The following is a 16,291-nucleotide window of genomic DNA, read 5'->3' as shown; positions in this document are numbered from 1 at the left end:
GCTCGGGGCGCGCCGGGGCGCGCGGTTCTGGGGGGATCCGACCCCCGATGCTACTCCGCGCCGCGGGCCGGGCTCAGACCCAGCGCATCCCGGCCGCGGTGACGACGCCGTCCACGGGCCGGTCCGTGGGCTCGGCAGGGATGGCGCCTGCCGGCAGCAGCTCGTCCTCGAACACGAGGGCCACGGTCGGCACGCTCCGCGGCAGCTCGGCGAGGAAGCGGTCGTAGTAGCCCCCGCCCTGGCCCAGGCGCATCCCGTCCTCGGCCACCGCGAGCGCCGGCATGACCACCGCGGTCGCCGCCGCCAGCGCGTCGGTCCCGAGCCGTTCGCCCACGGGCTCGTCCACGGGGGCGTTCGCGGCGCGCGCCGTCGCGACGCCCGGGTGCCAGGAGGCCCAGCTCAGGCGTCGTTCCGGCTCGATCACGGGGACGAGCACCCGCGCCCCCGCGGCCAGCAGGCGGGCGCGCAGCCCACCGGTGTCCGGCTCGGTGGCCATCGGCAGCACGGTGGCCACCACCGGGGCGGTCCCGTCCGCGGTCGCCGCGGCCACGCGCGGACCCAGCCACGCCCACAGGTGCTCGACGGCGGCCGCGGACTCGGCGGCGCGGCGCGCAGGGGAGCGGTCGCGGCGGGCGGTGCGCAGGCGCGCACGCAGGGCGGCCTTGGCGTCCACGACGTCGTCGACGCCGGCGACGGGGCCCGTGGCGGCGGGCTCGGGCACGGGAGGGGGAGTGCGCATGTCCCCATGATGCCCGCCGCACCGGTGCCGCGCCCGGCCGCGCATAGGATCGACGCCATGTCCTGGCAGCGTTCCCCCTGGCCCGTGACCCTGCGGCACGGCACCCTCGCCCTGCGGCCGCTGCGGAGGCGGGACCGGGAGGCGTGGGAGGAGCAGCGGGCGCACAACCGCGAGTGGCTGACGCCGTGGGATGCGACGAGCCCCGTGCCGGGCGCGGGTCCGGCGTCGTTCGGGCAGATGGTCCGCTGGCACGGCCGCCAGGGCCGGGACGGCAGCGCCTACACGTGGGGCATGGTCCTCGACGACGACCGCCCGGACCGGGACCGCCTGGTGGGGCTGCTGTCCCTGGGCGGGATCCAGTACGGCTCGGTGCTCTCCGGCTCGATCGGCTACTGGATCGACCGTCGCGAGGCCGGCCGGGGGCTGACGCCGACGGCCGTGGCCATGGCGACGGACTGGGCGTTCCGCAGCGCCGGCCTGCACCGGGTCGAGGTCAACATCCGCCCGGAGAACGCGGCCAGCCTGCGGGTCGTGGCGAAGCTCGGCCTGCGCGACGAGGGCCTGCGCAGGGCGTACCTGCACGTGGACGGCGCCTGGCGGGACCACCGGACGTTCGCGGTGACCGCCGAGGAGGTCCCCGACGGCCTGCTGGCCGGGTGGCTGGCCACCCGGCCGCGCCCCTGAGCGGCCCGGCGGGACACGCCGCGTGCGGACACGCCGCGATGGCCGGGCCGGTCCGCCCCCGGCGCTAGGCTGACCGCATGGACGAGACCACCGCGCCGACGAGGGCCGTGCGGGCCGCGCTCGACGCGCTGGCCGACGCCCGGGTGAGCGCGTCGCTGGTCATCGTGGCCCTCGTGGCCTTCCTGGCCTGGCGGCTCGTGCTGCGCCGCCATCGTCTCGCGTCCGCCCCCGCCCGCCCGTCGATGCCGAGGTCCTTCATGCACCGTCTGCAGAGCTCGCCCGCCGTCCGTGCCCTGAGCGCCCGGTTCTCGGGCCGCCTGAGCGCCGCCGCCGACGCGGCGCGCGCCGCCCGCGGCCGGACCGGCCTGCACATCCGGTGGGGGCGCACGGCGCTGTTCCTCGCCGCCCTCGTGGCCCTGCTCGTGTTCCTCGTGGCCGGTCTCGCCGCGGCGTTCGGCGCGGGCACGCTCGCCCTGGCCGGCTGGTCGCTCCTGTTCGCCGTGGCCGGGCTGGCCGGCCTGCGGGCCCTCGCGGTCCGCGACCGCACCCGTCGCGCCCGGCCCGCCGCCGTCGTCGTCCCGGAGCGCCCCGCCGCCCCGGCCGCCGAGGAGCGGCAGGCCCCGGCCGCGGACCCTGAGCGGGACCGCCGCGTGCTGGAGACCGTGCTGGCCTTCGAGACCGAGGCGCCGCGCCCGGCCGCCGCGCCCGCCGCACCCCGGGTCGAGCCCGTGGTGGTGACCGCCTCCGCCGCCGCCCCCGCAGCGGACCGTGCGGTGACCATCCCCGCGGTGCCGCGCCCCACCTACCTGGACGCCCCGGAGATGGCCCGCCCCCTGCCGGCGCCGCTCGAGACCCCCGCCCCCACCGGCGCGGACACCCGGCTCCAGGACGCCGCGCGCACGGCGGACGATCAGATCAGCGCCGCCGCCGAGCAGGACATCGCCGCCCTGGACCTGGACAACGTCCTGGCGCGGCGCCGGGCCTGCTGAGCCCCGCCGGGCGGCCGCGCCCGTGAGCATCGACCGAGCCGCCGCGCGCCAGGCCGTCCGCGCGTCGGGCGAGCGCTGGCTGCGCACCCGAGCCGACGCCCTGCACCTGCAGCGGGGACGTCGGCTCGCGCGCGTCCTGGACCTGGACGTGATGACCGGACGCGCGGGCGACGCCCGCGTCCGCTCCCGCACCCTCGTCCTCGCCCGCGACCCCCGGCACCCCGCCGCCCCCGGCGCGACGTGCCCGCCCGTCCCGGGCGAGCGCGGGATCCTGGAGGACGGCACCCTGTGGTGGTGGGCCCCCGCCGACCCCGTCCTGCCGGGCCTCACGCTGACCGCCGACCCGGACGCGCTCGCGGCCCTGATCGGCACGGCGCCGGGCCGGGCCCGCCTCACGTGGCGCGGCTACCGGCCGCGGAACCGGGCGGTCCTGGCCGTCGAGGCGACCGGCGACGGCGACGTCGTGGCCCGCACGTTCCTGAAGGTGCTCCCGCCCGCGCGCGCCCCACGGGTCGCCCGGCGCATGGCCGCGGCGGGGGCGGCCGGGGTGCCGGTGCCCGCCGTCCTCGCGGCGCCGGAGCGCGGGGTGCTCCCGCTCGCGAGCGTGCCGGGCCTGCCCTGGCGGGCGCTGCTGGCCGGGCCCGAGGCCGCCGCGCTCGACCCCGCGCGGGTCGCCGCGCTGCTGGACCGGCTGCCGCCGGTGCCCGAGGAGCCCCCCGGCCCGGCGGGCCCCACGGCCGGGGCGGCCGGGGGCGACGACGCGGACGACGGCGGACCCGCCGTCCTGCTCGAGCACGCCACGTGGGCCGCCGTCGTGCTGGACCCCGAGGCCCAGGACGAGGCCGCCGCCCGGGCGGACCGGCTCCGCGCGGCGCTCGCGGCCGGGGACCCCGGCCCGCGCGTGCCCGTGCACGGCGACCTGCACCCGGGGAACCTGCACGTGGACGCCGCGGGGGAGCGGATCACCGGCGTGCTGGACGCCGACGACCTGGGCATGGGGCACCGCGTGGACGACTGGGCCGTCCTGATCGCCCATCTCGAGGCGGGCGCCGTCGACCTCGGCGCCGGCGGCGCCGCGCTGCGCGCCGTGGCCGAGCGGTTCGGGCGCCACGCCCGCAGCGAGGTCGACGAGACGGCGCTGGCCGCCCGCGTCGCGACCGTCCTCGCCGCCCTCGCGGCGCAGCCGACCGCGCCCCGCGCCGTGCGGTCCGCCCGCCGGGCCGCCGCCGACGCCGCCCTGGCCCGCGTCGGCCTCTGACCCGCGACGGCGGCCACCCCCTCGAGCGGCGGTCAGTCCGCGCCGAGCCCCTCGCGGAGCGCGTCGAGCTCGTCCCGGACGCGCGCGGCGCCGTCGTGGTCCCCGAGGGCGGACAGGCACTGGTGCAGGCCCGTGAGCGCGCCGAGGCGCACGAGCGTGGAGTCGGTGGAGTCGCACACCAGGCGGAAGAGCGTCGCGGCCTGCTCGGGGCTGCCGTCCTCGGCCACCACGTAGGCGGCGAAGAGCTCGGCCTGCGCGGCGCCCTCGCGGTCCCCGGCGGCGGTGAACAGGTCGGCGGCCTGCAGTGCGGTGGCGATCGCCTCCGGCCCCCGCTCGAGCGACCACAGGGCCCGGGCGCGGGTGTCCGTGTAGTCGGCCACCTGCCAGTCGGCGCCGGCGTCCCGCACGAGGACGAGCGCCTCCTCGAGGAGGTCGAGGCCCTCCGCCTGGCCGGACTCGCACAGCAGGTACCCGTGCGCGTGCAGCGCGGCCGGCAGCACCGCCGGGTCCTCGTCCACCGCCTGGCGCGCGGCCGCGACCGCCCGCTCGAACAGGTCGAGGGCGGAGGGCCGGGTGCGTTCGTCGCGCTCGCGGTTCACGAGGGCGCCGGCGGCCAGGAGCGTGCGCGCGGCGTCCTCCCACTGGCCGTGGGCCTCGAACAGGCCGGCCGCCTCCCGCCACAGGGGCAGCGCGTTCTCGGCGCGGTCCTGGTCGTGGTGGGCGTGGCCGAGGTCCACGAGGGCACGGGCCTGCTCGACGTCCCGGCCGTGGGTGGCCTCGCGGCGCACCAGCCGGGCGAGCAGGGGCTCGGCCTCGTCGGCGCGGCCGGCGAGCACGAGCTGGTGCGCCCACCAGTAGCTCAGGCTCGAGGCCTCCGGCGCCTCGGCCTTCTCCGCGTGCACGGAGGCCAGCTCCCACGCGGCCACGGCGACCTCCTCGTACCCGCCGAGGTCGCCGGCCACGCGCCCGGCCAGAGCCGCCGCGGAGGCGGCGCCGCGCCGCAGCCCGACCGAGGCCATCCGCTCCGCCGCCTCGAGCGCCAGGTCGAGGGCCGCCGTCGGACGGTCCAGCTCGTGGGCGGCGATCGCCCGCACCGTGGTGGCGGAGGCGAGGACGGCCCGGGCGGCGGGCAGCGCGGTGACGACGGCGGCCGCCGCGTCCGCCTCGGCGTGCTCGCCCCGCCACAGGTGCAGGCGGGCGAGCAGCAGATGCGCGCTGGACCACGAGCCGGTGGGCAGCAGGGCACCGGTCGCGCGCAGCCCGCCCAGGACGCCGATGACGCGGCGGGCCAGCTCGAGCGCGGCGTCCAGGTCCCCGGTGTGCACGCGGTGCACGGCCAGGGCCAGGGCGGCCTCGGGCAGGACGGTGTCCCCGGGGTCCTCGCCGGGAGCGCCCGGCTCGTCCTCCACGACGCCGGCCAGCACCGCCGCCTCGACCGTGTCCGGGTCGCGCACGAGGGCGGCGCCGAGCTGGGACTCGAGCTCGGCCTGCCGGGGCCGGCCGAGGTGGCGCAGCAGCGCCGCCCGGGCCTCCACCCAGCGGGTCAGGGCGGCCTCGTCCCCGACCTGGCCCGCGGCGACGGCGAGCGCCCGCAGCAGGGCGAGGCGGACGTCGTCCTGGCCGGGCCCGAGCGCGGCGAGACCGGAGTCGGCGAGGCGGGCGGACTCCCGGGGCTCGTCGCGCAGCGCGGCCTCGAGGGAGAGCTCCCACCAGCCTCGGGCGTCCAGGGCGGTCGGGGCGTCGGGCGCCGCGGTGCCGCGGGCCTGCCGGAGCAGGGCGCGCACCCGGTCCAGGGCGGCGTCGACGGCCGGCTCCACGGGGCCGCCGGAGGGGCCGTCCCGGCGGGGCGGGTCCTGCGGGGTGTCCACGGGCGCTGCTCCTTCCGGGGGTGGGACGGGTGGTCCTCCAGCCTAGGGCGCGGGTCGGTGGACCGTGCCGCTGTTCGCGGTGGGCGGTGCTCGTAGACTGGCCGGGCCCGCAGCGTCGCCCGCCGCGGGCCGTCCCACTGCCGCCAGGAGCCCGCAGCCATGAGCACCACCCCCGCCGCCCCAGACGCCGCCGGAGCACACCCCGCCGGCCCGTTCCAGACGCGCGCCGGCGCCTACGCCCTGATCGTGGACGGCGGCCGCGTCCTGCTCAGCTCGTGGCAGGGGCCCGAGTTCCTGCAGTGGACGCTGCCCGGCGGCGGCATCGAGCTCGGCGAGAGCCCGGAGGAGGCGTGCCTGCGCGAGGTCTGGGAGGAGACCGGCCACACCGCCGAGCTCACGGGCCTGCTGGGCGTCACGACCGGGACGATCCCGGCGGAGAAGCGCCTGCGGGGCGAGCCGCTGCCCCTGCTCACCGTGCAGGTCCTCTACACCGCCCGCATCACGGGCGGCGTCCTGCGCCCTGAGGTCGGCGGATCCTCGACGGACGCACGCTGGTTCGACCTCGCGGAGCTCAGCGGGCTGCGCACCGCCTCCTGGGTCACCGAGGCGCTCGCCCGTGCCGGGGTGGCCACGTGAGCCGCCCCGCCCACCGACGCCCGACGGCCCTCGCCGCCTCCGCCCTCGCGCTGTCGCTGGCCCTGGGGGCGTGCGCGCCGCAGGCGGACGCCCCGCCGACGCCCTCGGCGTCAGGCACCCCGATCACGGTCGTGTACGACAGCGAGGGCCTGGAGGCCGCCGTCGCGGCGGTCCTGGCCCGTCACCTGCGCCTGCACGGCCACGCTGTGGCGGACGAGGACGGCGTCGCCGTGGAGCAGCCCGCGTGGTCCGCCGCCGGCGGGGACACGGTCGCCGTCGTGGACACCCTGGCCCTGGCCGCCGCCGCCGACCCCGCAGCGGCGCTGCCGTCCCCGCCCACGCCGACGCCCACGCCGACGCCGACCGGGACGGAGGCCGGCACGTCCACGGGCACCGTGCCCACCCCCTCGGCCACCGCCTCCACCGCCGCCCCGAGCCCCACCGCGCTGCCCGTCGGCGACCCCGCGGCGGACGCCCCGGCGGCCGGGCGCGTCCTCGAGACGCTGCTCGCCGAGGAGACGGCCGCGGCGGGGACACCGCAGGACGAGGCCCCGGCGGCGCTGTCCTCGTCGGCGGGCGTGCTGCGCCTGACCGCGGTCGTCACCCAGACGACCGCGGCCCGGCTCGAGCTCGAGTCGATCACGGACCTCAACGGCCGGTGCGAGTCACTCACCGCCGTCGCACCCCCGGCCCTGACCTCCGCGGCGGACGCGGCCGCGGCCCTGCGCGTCCGCCTGGACCGGCTCGCCGGCTGTCGCCCCGAGACCTGGCTGGCCGACACCGAGGACCCGGCCGCCGCCGTCGTCGCGGACGAGGCCCAGGTCGCGCTTCTGACCGGCACGGATCCGGAGATCGACGCGAGCACGCTCGTCCCGCTCGAGGACGACGGCCGCGTGCTCCCCGAGGGGCGACTGACCGCCGTCGGCTCCGCCGCGATGCTGGACGACGACGCCGAACGGCGCATCGCCGAGGTGATGTCCGCCCTCGACGGCGACGGCCTGCGGGAACTCGAACGGCTCACCACGGGCGACGACCCGCTCCCGCCCGCCGAGGCCGCGCAGTACTGGCTGGTGGACCATGGCCTGGAGGACGCGCCCGAGGACTGGTTCGTGCCCCGCGGCTCCTGGTTCTGAGCCCGCGCGAGGGAGGGGCGCCGGCCCGCGTCGCACGAGCGCGACTGTGACGCACACCGCCCGGGGGGTGCCATGATGGGGGCATGCCGACCCCGCATCCCCGCCAGTTCCGCCAGTCCGCCAAGCTGCTGAACGTCCGCTACGACGTGCGCGGCCCCATCCTGGAGGAGGCGCAGCGGATGGAGGCCGCGGGCCACCGGATCATGAAGCTGAACATCGGCAACCCGGCCCCGTTCGGCTTCGAGGCGCCGGACGCCGTCCTGGCGGCGATGCACCAGCACCTGCCGCACGCACAGGGCTACTCGGACTCCAAGGGCATCTACTCGGCGCGCACCGCCGTCTCGCAGTACTACGAGTCCCGGGGCATCCGGGACATCGGCGTGGACGACGTGTTCATCGGCAACGGCGTGTCCGAGATGATCACGATGGTCCTGCAGGCCCTGGTCGACGACGGCGACGAGATCCTCGTCCCCTCGCCCGACTACCCGCTGTGGACCGGCGCCACCACCCTGGCCGGGGGCCGGGCGGTGCACTACCGCTGCGTCGAGGAGGAGGGCTGGGAGCCCGACCTCGAGCACATCGAGTCCCTCGTCACGGAGCGCACCAAGGGCATCGTCCTGATCAACCCGAACAACCCCACCGGCGCGGTCTACTCCCGCGCCGTGCTGCAGGGCATCGTGGACGTGGCCCGCCGCCACCACCTCGTCCTCATGGCGGACGAGATCTACGAGAAGATCACCTACGACGGCGCCCGCCACATCAACGCCGCCGGCCTGTCCGACGACGTGCTCACCCTGACGTTCTCCGGCCTGTCCAAGGCGTACCGGGTGGCGGGCTACCGCTCCGGCTGGGTGGCCGTGTCCGGGCCGAAGCACCGGGCCGCGGACTTCCTCGAGGGCCTGACCCTGCTGGCCAACATGCGGATGTGCGCCAACGTGCCCGCGCAGCACGCCATCCAGGTGGCACTGGGCGGCTACCAGTCCATCAACGACCTCGTCCTGCCCGGCGGTCGGCTGCTCGAGCAGCGCAACCTCGCCCAGGACCGCCTGAACGCCATCCCCGGCGTGTCCGTGCAGCCGGCCCACGGCGCCCTCTACCTGTTCCCGCGGCTGGACCCGGAGGTCTACGCGATCGACGACGACGAGGCGTTCGTCATCGAGCTGCTGCGGGCGAAGAAGATCCTCGTCTCGCACGGCGGGGCGTTCAACTACCCGCACAGCGACCACTTCCGGCTCGTCACGCTGCCCAGCGTGAAGGACCTGAGCGTGGCCCTGGACCGCCTCGAGGACTTCCTCGAGGACTGGAGGGAGCGCCATGGCTGACACCCCGGCCACCGAGGCGGGCCGACCCGCCCGTGCCACCGACGACGACGGCGTCTTCGACGCCCCCGCGCGGGAGCTGTTCGCCGCCCGCCGCGGGGACGAGGTCCGGGGCCCGGCCGACGTCGACGCCGCCGCGACGCCCGGCTACGGCGGGGACAAGGCGAAGGGCAAGAAGGACCTGGCCGCGCGCGGCCGGGCGCTCGCCGACCTGCAGGAGCTGCTGTTCGCCCAGTCGGTGCGCGACGCGCCCGTGGGAGAGGTGCCGTCCCTGCTGGTGATCCTGCAGGGCATGGACACCGCCGGCAAGGGCGGGATCATGCGCCACGTGATCGGGGCGATGGACCCGCAGGGCGTCCACCTGCACGCGTTCAAGGTGCCGACCCCGGAGGAGCGCGCCCACGACTTCCTGTGGCGCATCCGACCGCATCTGCCGCGGCCCGGCCTGGTCTCCGTGTTCGACCGCTCCCACTACGAGGACGTGCTCGTGCACCGCGTGCGCGGGCTCTCCCCGCTGGCCGAGGTGGAGGAGCGCTACGGGGCGATCCGCGAGTTCGAGGCGGCCGTGCGCGCCGCGGGGACACGGATCGTCAAGGTGATGCTGCGGATCTCGCCGGAGGAGCAGGCCGAGCGCCTGCTGGCCCGCCTGGACGACCCCACGAAGCACTGGAAGTTCAGCGAGAGCGATCTCGACGACCGCGCGTACTGGGACCAGTACACGGACGCGTACCGGATCGCGATCGAGCGGACGGACACCGATGACGCGCCGTGGTTCATCGTGCCGGCGGACCGCAAGTGGTTCGCCCGGCTGGCGGTGCAGCAGCTGATCATCGAGACCCTGCAGGGGATGGGGCTGGACTGGCCGGAGGCCGACTTCGACGTCGCGGCGGCCCGCCGTCGCCTGCTGGCGGGCTGAGCGCCGCCGTCGTCGCGGTGGGCGGGGCAGTGGTGGTCGGACCTTGCCAAGCCCGGGGCCGCGGTGAGTGGATGGAGGAACACCGGGCGCCGCAGAGGCGCGCCGGACCCGATCCGAAAGGTGCACTCATGACTGAGAACGCTGTCCAGAACGCCCCGCTGTCCGGCAAGACCGTCGCGTTCCTCGCGACCAACGGTGTCGAGCAGGTCGAGCTGACCTCCCCGTGGGAGGCCGTGATCGCCGCGGGTGCGACCCCCGTGCTCGTCTCCCCGAAGTCCGGCACCATCACCGCGATGAAGTCCGACTGGGAGCACGGCGAGTCCTTCGAGGTGAACACCACGGTGAAGGACGCCAAGGCCGAGGACTTCCACGGCCTCGTGATGCCGGGCGGCACCCTGAACGCGGACGCCCTGCGCATCGACACGGACGCCCAGGCATTCGTGCGTGCCTTCTTCGAGCAGCACAAGCCGGTGGCGGCCATCTGCCACGCCCCGTGGACCCTGATCGAGGCCGGCGTCGTGGACGGCCGCCGTCTGACCAGCTACGCGTCCCTGGAGTCTGACCTGAAGAACGCGGGCGCCCAGTGGGTGGACGAGGAGGTCGTCGTGGACAGCGGGCTGACCACCTCGCGCACCCCGGACGACCTCGACGCCTTCAACGCCAAGCTCGTGGAGGAGCTGGGCGAGGGCAAGCACGAGGATCAGACCGCCTGACCGACGTCGGGAGCAAGCCGCGTGGGGCGGGGGCCGTTGGCCCCCGCCCCCGCCGTTTCTCGAACGAAAGCGCCGCGGAGGCCGCCGTTTCTCGAACGAAAGCGCCGCGGAGGCCGCCGTTTCCCGAACGAAAGTGGGGGGCGGGATCAGTCGGCGTCGGGGGCGGCCTCGCCGCGCACCTGGTCGAGGCGGGCGCGGGCGCCGTCGAGCCAGGCCTGGCAGCGGTCGGCCAGCGCCTCCCCGCGCTCCCACAGGGCCAGGGACTCCTCGAGGCCGGCGCCACCGGCCTCCAGCCTCCCCACGGTCTCCACCAGCTCGGCGCGCGCCTGCTCGTAGCTCATGCGGGCCACGTCCGAGACGTCCGCGGAGGTGAAGCCCTCCACACCGCTGGGGCGGCCCGCGTCCTGCGTCTGCTCCATGCCCTGTTCACTCATGCCTGTCGTGTCCTCTCGTGGGATGGGGTCGGGGTGGTCCGATGCGTCGCGACGACGTCCGCGGCGATCCGCCCGGCCGCCACGAGGATGTCGAGCCGGTCGTCCGGGGCGACCTGGTCCGCGTCGCGCACGACCTGCCCGGCGTGCTGGACCACGGCGTAGCCGCGGTCGAGAGTGCGCTGCGGGGACAGGGCGCGGACGCGGGCGCGCAGCTGCGTGAGGGCGTCCTCCTCGCGGACGAGCCGGTGGCCCAGGGCGGACCGGCCGCGCTCGCGCCACCGGTCCGTCTCCTCCTGCCGCGTGTCCACCATCACGTGCGGGCGGGCCAGCACGGGCCGGGAGCGCAGGGCCGCGAGCCCCTCGGCCTCGGCGTGCACGCGGCGCTCGACGGCCGAGGCCAGCCGCAGGCGCGCGTCGGCGAGCCCGGCGGCCTCCTGGGCCGCGTCCGGGACGATCCGTTTGGCCGCGTCCGTGGGCGTGGAGGCGCGCAGGTCGGCGACGTCGTCGAGGACCGGGCGGTCCGCCTCGTGGCCGATCGCCGAGACGACGGGCGTGCGCGCCGCCGCCACGGCGCGCACCAGTGCCTCGTCCGAGAAGGGGAGCACGACCTCCTCGAGCGCGCCGCCGCCGCGGGCGATGACGATGACGTCCACGGCCGGGTCGGCGTCGAGCTCGGCGAGCGCGGCGGCCACCTGTCGAGGGGCCTCGGCGCCCTGCACGGCGACCTCGCGGATCTCGAACTCGGCGGCGGGCCAGCGCAGCAGGGTGTTGCGCAGCACGTCCTGCTTCGCGTCCGAGTCGCGGCCGGTGATGAGCCCGATCCGGTGGGGGAGCAGGGGCAGGGGCCGTTTGCGCGCGGGGGAGGTCAGCCCCTCCTCGGCGAGGGCCCGGCGCAGCAGCTCCACGCGGGCCAGCAGATCGCCGAGGCCGACCGGGCGCATCTCCTGCACGTTCATGGACAGGCGCCCGGCCTTGAGCCAGAAGTTCGGCTTCACGCGCGCCACCACGCGGGAGCCCTGCTGGACGGTCCCGTCCAGGGTCATGGCGACGTTCCGCCAGGCGGTGAGCGGCAGGGAGACCTCCTCCTCGAGGTCCCGCATGGTCATGTAGACGTTGCCGCGGTTGTTCTTGAACTCGATGAGCTGGCCCTCGATCCACGTGGCGGGGGCACGCTCGATGTGGGCCTTGAGGTTCTCGGAGAGCCGGCGCAGGGGCCACGGCCGCTCAGCGGAGGTCTCGCCCGCGCGGGCGGGTGCCGAGACGGGCACGTCCGACGTCGCCGAGGCGCCCTCGGTCACGGGCTGGTCCATCCGGGTCCCTCCTGTCCGCGCCCGGTCCGCCCGGGCACGGGCCCACCGTACCGCCCTCGCCGGACGCGCAAGACGGTGCCCCGGTGTCCCCCCGGGGCCGCCGCCGACCCGGTCGGGTGCTCAGACCGGGGAACCTCCGGCCAGGATCGGTACGCTCGACGGGGTCGGAACGGAATGGAAAGGACCCCATGCGCACCACCCTCAGCCTCCTCGTCGCAGCCCTGGCGGGCCTGCTGGCGGTGCTCGCGACGGCCGGCGCCCTCGTCGACGAGGCGACGCACCGCCCGGAGCTGCTGCGCGGGGTGACGGAGCAGGTCGCCGTGGACCCCGAGGTCCGCGCCGCCGTGCCGGGGGTGATCGACGACGTCGTGCACGACGCCGTCCCCGAGCAGGTGCCGGGCCCGCTGGCCCAGACGGCCGAGGACCTGCTGCGCCCGCTGGCCCAGCGCGTGGCGGACGACCCGCAGGTGGTGCAGGGCTGGTCCGACACCGCCGACGAGGCCCGGCGCGCCTGGCTCGCCCAGCTCGAGGACCCGGAGGGCGCGGACGAGCCCGGCTCGGGCGCGGACGTGACCATCCCGTTCGGTCCCGTCGCGCAGTCCGGGATCACCGCCGCCCTGGGCGACATCGAACGTGACCTGCGCGAGGACCGGTTCGACCTGCCCGGGCAGGCGCTGCTGGAGACGATCATGGGCGCGGACGTCGGCGACTGGGCCGCGGACACCCTGCTGGCGCCCCTGTACGACCGCGCCGCGGAGCTGCGGGACAGCACCGCGCTGCGCATGGACGCGCGCATCGACGCCCTGGCCGGCACGGACCGGGCCACCGTGCACCGCTGGGTGGACGCCTCCACGCACTGGCGCTGGGCCGCCGCCGCCTCCGTGCTGGCGCTCGTGGGCGCCCTGCTGCTCGCCCCCCGACGACGGCGGGGCCTCGCCCTGGCCGTGGCGGGTGCGGTCGCCCTGGCCGGCGGGCTGATCGGCGGCGCCCGCCTGGGTCCGGACGCGGTCCACCTCACGGCGCCCGAGGGGGCCTCCCCCGGGGTGGCCGCGTTCGTCCAGCAGATGGAGGACGCCGCGCGCCCGGCGTTCGCGGCCGCCGTCGCCCCCTACCCCCAGACCCTGACCACCCTGGGCTGGATCGTGCTGGCCGCGGGCCTGCTGCTGGCCCTGGCGGAGCTGTGGGTCGCTCGGCGTGGGCGGGTCCGCGCGGCCCGGGCGGACGGTTCCCCCGTGGTGGGCCGCTCCCACACCGCGGCCGACGTCACGTCGCGCTGAGCCCGCGGCGAAGCCCGGGCCCGGTCGGCGTCCCGGCCGATAGCATGGAGGGCATGTCCGCTCCCTCCGTCTCCGCCCGTCCGTCCGCCGTCGGCCTCGGGATGCCGCAGGTCCCGCGCGTCCGTCGTCCCCGTGAGGAGGTCGAGGCGGCCGCGCCCGTGTCCGGCGAGAAGCGCGTGCTGCTGGCCGCCCCCCGTGGCTACTGCGCCGGCGTGGACCGCGCCGTCGTCGCCGTCGAGAAGGCCCTCGAGCACCACGGCGCCCCCGTGTACGTTCGCAAGGAGATCGTCCACAACCGGCACGTCGTGGACACCCTGACCGAGCGCGGCGTGGTGTTCGTCGACGAGCTGGACGAGGTGCCCGAGGGCGCCCTGACCGTGTTCTCCGCGCACGGCGTGTCCCCGGCCGTCGTCGAGGAGGCCGCCCAGCGCAACCTGCGCACCATCGACGCCACGTGCCCGCTCGTGACCAAGGTGCACCGCGAGGCCGTGCGCTTCGCCAAGCAGGACAAGCAGATCCTATTGATCGGCCACGAGGGCCACGAGGAGGTCGAGGGCACGTTCGGCGAGGCGCCCGAGCACACCACGGTGATCAACGACGTCGCCGAGGCCCGCACCGTCCAGGTGGAGGACCCGGACAACCTGATCTGGCTCTCCCAGACCACGCTCTCCGTGGACGAGACCCTCGAGATCGTCTCCGTGCTGCGCGAGCGGTTCCCGAACCTGCAGGACCCGCCCTCGGACGACATCTGCTACGCCACCTCCAACCGGCAGGCGGCCATCAAGTCGATATCGCCCGAGTGCGACCTGGTGATCATCGTGGGCTCGGCGAACTCCTCGAACTCGGTGCGCCTCAAGGAGGTCGCCGCGGAGTACGGGGCCTCCCGCGCCGAGCGCGTGGACTTCGCCAACCAGGTGGACGAGTCCTGGTTCGAGGGCGTGGCCACCGTGGGCCTGTCCTCGGGCGCGTCCGTGCCCGAGGTGCTGGTCCAGGAGGTGCTCGCGCTGCTGGCCGAGTACGGCTACGGGCAGGTGGACGAGGTGGTGACCGCCGAGGAGGACATCATCTTCTCCCTGCCCAAGGAGCTGCGCGCCGAACTCAAGCGGGTGGGCGACGAGTCCCGCTCGCTCGGCGGACGTCGCCGCGACACCGAGGCCTGAGCGCGCCCCTCGTCTCCTCGCTGAGGCCCGCAGACTCGCCGTCACGACGCCGGCGAAGCGGCGAGTCTGCGGGCCTCGGTGTGCCCGGGCCTCGGCGTTCCGGGCCGGCGGGTGGTCAGGGACTCAGAGCCCGAAGACCCAGACGAGCAGGGTCATCGACGCGATGGAGATCAGCACGACGGCGATGATGTTCAGCCACACGCCGCCCTTCACCATCTGGCCGATGGTCACGTAGCCGGAGCCGTACGCGATGGCGTTCGGCGGGGTGGCCACGGGCAACATGAACGCGCAGGTCGCGGCGAGGGCGACGGGTGCGGCCAGCATGAGCGGGGCGACGCCGGTGCCCAGGGCCACGCCGGAGGCGACGGGCAGGAACGTGGCCGCGGTGGCCGTGTTCGAGGTCATCTCGGTCAGCAGCAGGATGCCGACGGCGGCGATCACCACGAGCACCCACACGGGGATGTCGCCGAGGCCCTTGACCTGCTCACCGAGCCACGTGGACAGGCCCGACTTGGAGAACTGACCGGACAGGGCCAGGCCGCCGCCGAACAGCAGGAGCACGCCCCACGGCAGCTCCTTCGCGGCCTCCCAGTCGAGCAGGCGCACGCCGCGCCCGGCCCCGCCACCGGCCGGCAGGAGGAACAGGATGAGTCCGACGACCATGGCGATGGCCGCGTCCGAGAGCAGCGGGGACGTCAGGTCCAGGACGTACTCGGAGATCAGCGGCACGGTGATCCAGGCCAGCGCGGCGAGGACGAAGACGGCGAGGACCTTGGCCTCGGGGGCGCTCATGCGGCCGAGGCGGGCCAGCTCGGTGGCGATCAGGTCGCGGCCGCCGGGGACCTCGTCGATCTCCGGGCGGAACAGCACGCGGGTGAGCAGGAACCAGCACGCGAAGAGCAGGACGACGGCGATCGGCACGCCGACCAGCATCCACTGGCCGAAGCCGATCTCCACGCCGTGCTCGGCGGCCATGTGGCCCGCGAGCAGGGTGTTGGGCGGGGTGCCGATGATGGTGCCGAGCGAGCCGATGGACGCGGCGTAGGCGATGCCGAGCATGAGCGCGGTGCCGAAGTTCGTCTTCGTGAGGGAGCGGATCTCGGCCTGCGTGGGGGCCTCGCCGGGCGCGGATGCGGGCGCGGCGGGGCGGTCGGCCTGGCCCGCTGCCTCGTCCGCGGTCAGGGCGCCGTCCGTGCCGTAGCGCTGGACGAGCACGAGGATGGACACGCCGATGGGGAGCATCATCACGGCAGTGGCGGTGTTGGACACCCACATGGAGATGAACCCGGTGGCGATCATGAAGCCCAGGACGAGGTTCACGGTCCTGGCGCCCATGAACTTCAGGACGCCGAGCGCGATGCGCCGGTGCAGGTTCCACCGCTGCATGGCCAGGGCGAGCATGAAACCGCCCATGAACAGGAAGATGATGTTGTTGCCGTAGCTCGCGCCGACGGCGTCGAAGGTGATGCCGCCGTCGGACTCCTCGGCGGGCACGCCGAGCGGGAAGACGACGAGCGGCAGCAGGGCGGTGGCGGGGATGGGCAGGGCCTCGGTCATCCACCACACGGCCATGAGCACGGCGGTGGCGGCGACGAGGCGGGGCCAGACGCCGAGGTCGCCCGGCATCAGCAGGAACAGGGCGACGGCGAGCAGGGGGCCGGCCACGAGGCCGATGATGCGCTTGACGTTCTCGCCGCCGGACAGCGGCTCGTCACGCATGCCCGGGGAGAGCTCGTGCTCGAACTCCTGGGCGGCCGCCCGGGGGTCGAAGCGGGAGACGTGCTCGTTGACGTTGCTCGGCGGGGGGAGTGGACGGGACTCCATGGGGCCTCCTCATCAGGTCAGGCCCTTGGCA

General features: G+C 76.1%; 15 protein-coding genes. 10 read left to right on the top strand and 5 right to left on the bottom strand.

All coding sequences use genetic code 11. The annotated features are described in order from the left end of the window. Nucleotides 1–73: 73 nt before the first annotated feature. Nucleotides 74–739: a 5-formyltetrahydrofolate cyclo-ligase gene (locus tag ABIB16_RS07110; RefSeq protein WP_233569955.1), complete on the bottom strand. Its 666-nt coding sequence runs from the start codon at nucleotides 737–739 to the stop codon at nucleotides 74–76. Between the two features lie 57 nt (nucleotides 740–796). Between ABIB16_RS07110 and ABIB16_RS07105 the strand changes: the two genes are divergently transcribed. The 3 genes from ABIB16_RS07105 to ABIB16_RS07095 all read left to right on the top strand — a co-directional run bounded on the left by ABIB16_RS07105 (nucleotide 797) and on the right by ABIB16_RS07095 (nucleotide 3,670). After that, nucleotides 797–1,423, top strand: a complete 627-nt coding sequence (locus ABIB16_RS07105; RefSeq protein ID WP_041104377.1) for a GNAT family N-acetyltransferase — start codon at nucleotides 797–799, stop codon at nucleotides 1,421–1,423. Between the two features lie 77 nt (nucleotides 1,424–1,500). Next, on the top strand, nucleotides 1,501–2,412 hold the full coding sequence (locus tag ABIB16_RS07100; RefSeq protein ID WP_095353598.1) for a hypothetical protein: 912 nt from the start codon (nucleotides 1,501–1,503) through the stop codon (nucleotides 2,410–2,412). Nucleotides 2,413–2,434: 22 nt separating this feature from the next. Continuing rightward, a complete protein-coding gene (locus ABIB16_RS07095; RefSeq protein WP_163721361.1) occupies nucleotides 2,435–3,670 on the top strand; it encodes a phosphotransferase in 1,236 nt (411 codons plus the stop codon). Between the two features lie 32 nt (nucleotides 3,671–3,702). Here the strand turns inward: ABIB16_RS07095 and ABIB16_RS07090 are convergent, their stop codons facing one another. After that, nucleotides 3,703–5,538 (bottom strand): hypothetical protein, encoded by a 1,836-nt coding sequence (locus ABIB16_RS07090; RefSeq protein ID WP_095354157.1) that lies wholly within the window; start codon nucleotides 5,536–5,538, stop codon nucleotides 3,703–3,705. Nucleotides 5,539–5,697: 159 nt separating this feature from the next. Here ABIB16_RS07090 and ABIB16_RS07085 point away from each other — a divergent pair, with 159 nt between their 5' ends. The 5 genes from ABIB16_RS07085 to ABIB16_RS07065 all read left to right on the top strand — a co-directional run bounded on the left by ABIB16_RS07085 (nucleotide 5,698) and on the right by ABIB16_RS07065 (nucleotide 10,255). After that, nucleotides 5,698–6,174 (top strand): NUDIX hydrolase, encoded by a 477-nt coding sequence (locus tag ABIB16_RS07085; protein ID WP_044658994.1) that lies wholly within the window; start codon nucleotides 5,698–5,700, stop codon nucleotides 6,172–6,174. After that, nucleotides 6,171–7,307, top strand: a complete 1,137-nt coding sequence (locus ABIB16_RS07080; protein WP_354436153.1) for a glycine betaine ABC transporter substrate-binding protein — start codon at nucleotides 6,171–6,173, stop codon at nucleotides 7,305–7,307. Before ABIB16_RS07085 ends, ABIB16_RS07080 begins: the two co-directional genes overlap by 4 nt. Before the next feature lie 83 nt (nucleotides 7,308–7,390). Continuing rightward, complete coding sequence (locus ABIB16_RS07075) at nucleotides 7,391–8,629, top strand: pyridoxal phosphate-dependent aminotransferase (RefSeq protein ID WP_115165994.1); 1,239 nt, start codon at nucleotides 7,391–7,393, stop codon at nucleotides 8,627–8,629. Continuing rightward, entirely contained in the window at nucleotides 8,622–9,542 is a 921-nt protein-coding gene (locus ABIB16_RS07070; protein WP_354436152.1) for a PPK2 family polyphosphate kinase, read from the top strand. The genes ABIB16_RS07075 and ABIB16_RS07070 overlap by 8 nt, the downstream gene beginning before the upstream one ends. 128 nt (nucleotides 9,543–9,670) lie before the next feature. Continuing rightward, nucleotides 9,671–10,255, top strand: a complete 585-nt coding sequence (locus tag ABIB16_RS07065; protein WP_207476600.1) for a type 1 glutamine amidotransferase domain-containing protein — start codon at nucleotides 9,671–9,673, stop codon at nucleotides 10,253–10,255. A 146-nt stretch (nucleotides 10,256–10,401) separates the two neighbouring features. Here the strand turns inward: ABIB16_RS07065 and ABIB16_RS07060 are convergent, their stop codons facing one another. After that, complete coding sequence (locus ABIB16_RS07060; RefSeq protein WP_036316619.1) at nucleotides 10,402–10,689, bottom strand: exodeoxyribonuclease VII small subunit; 288 nt, start codon at nucleotides 10,687–10,689, stop codon at nucleotides 10,402–10,404. Continuing rightward, the gene (gene xseA, locus ABIB16_RS07055) at nucleotides 10,686–11,999 is read right to left on the bottom strand and encodes an exodeoxyribonuclease VII large subunit (RefSeq protein WP_134377064.1); all 1,314 of its coding nucleotides are present in this window, start codon (nucleotides 11,997–11,999) and stop codon (nucleotides 10,686–10,688) included. Before xseA ends, ABIB16_RS07060 begins: the two co-directional genes overlap by 4 nt. Nucleotides 12,000–12,187: 188 nt before the next feature. On the opposite strand from xseA, the gene ABIB16_RS07050 reads away from it, so the two are divergent. Then, on the top strand, nucleotides 12,188–13,276 hold the full coding sequence (locus ABIB16_RS07050; protein WP_135101161.1) for a hypothetical protein: 1,089 nt from the start codon (nucleotides 12,188–12,190) through the stop codon (nucleotides 13,274–13,276). Nucleotides 13,277–13,329: 53 nt separating this feature from the next. After that, entirely contained in the window at nucleotides 13,330–14,436 is a 1,107-nt protein-coding gene (locus ABIB16_RS07045) for a 4-hydroxy-3-methylbut-2-enyl diphosphate reductase (protein ID WP_060974231.1), read from the top strand. A gap of 123 nt (nucleotides 14,437–14,559) precedes the next feature. Here the strand turns inward: ABIB16_RS07045 and ABIB16_RS07040 are convergent, their stop codons facing one another. Next, nucleotides 14,560–16,260 carry an SLC13 family permease gene (locus tag ABIB16_RS07040; RefSeq protein WP_354436151.1) on the bottom strand — a complete coding sequence of 567 codons (1,701 nt, stop codon included), beginning with the start codon at nucleotides 16,258–16,260 and terminating at the stop codon, nucleotides 14,560–14,562. Between the last annotated feature and the right edge of the window lie 31 nt (nucleotides 16,261–16,291).

It is taken from the genome of Micrococcus sp. UYEF5, from assembly GCF_040546065.1.
Lineage (GTDB): Bacteria > Actinomycetota > Actinomycetes > Actinomycetales > Micrococcaceae > Micrococcus > Micrococcus luteus.
Note: the sequence above shows the minus strand (reverse complement) of the source record. Positions and strands in the feature narration are given on the sequence as shown.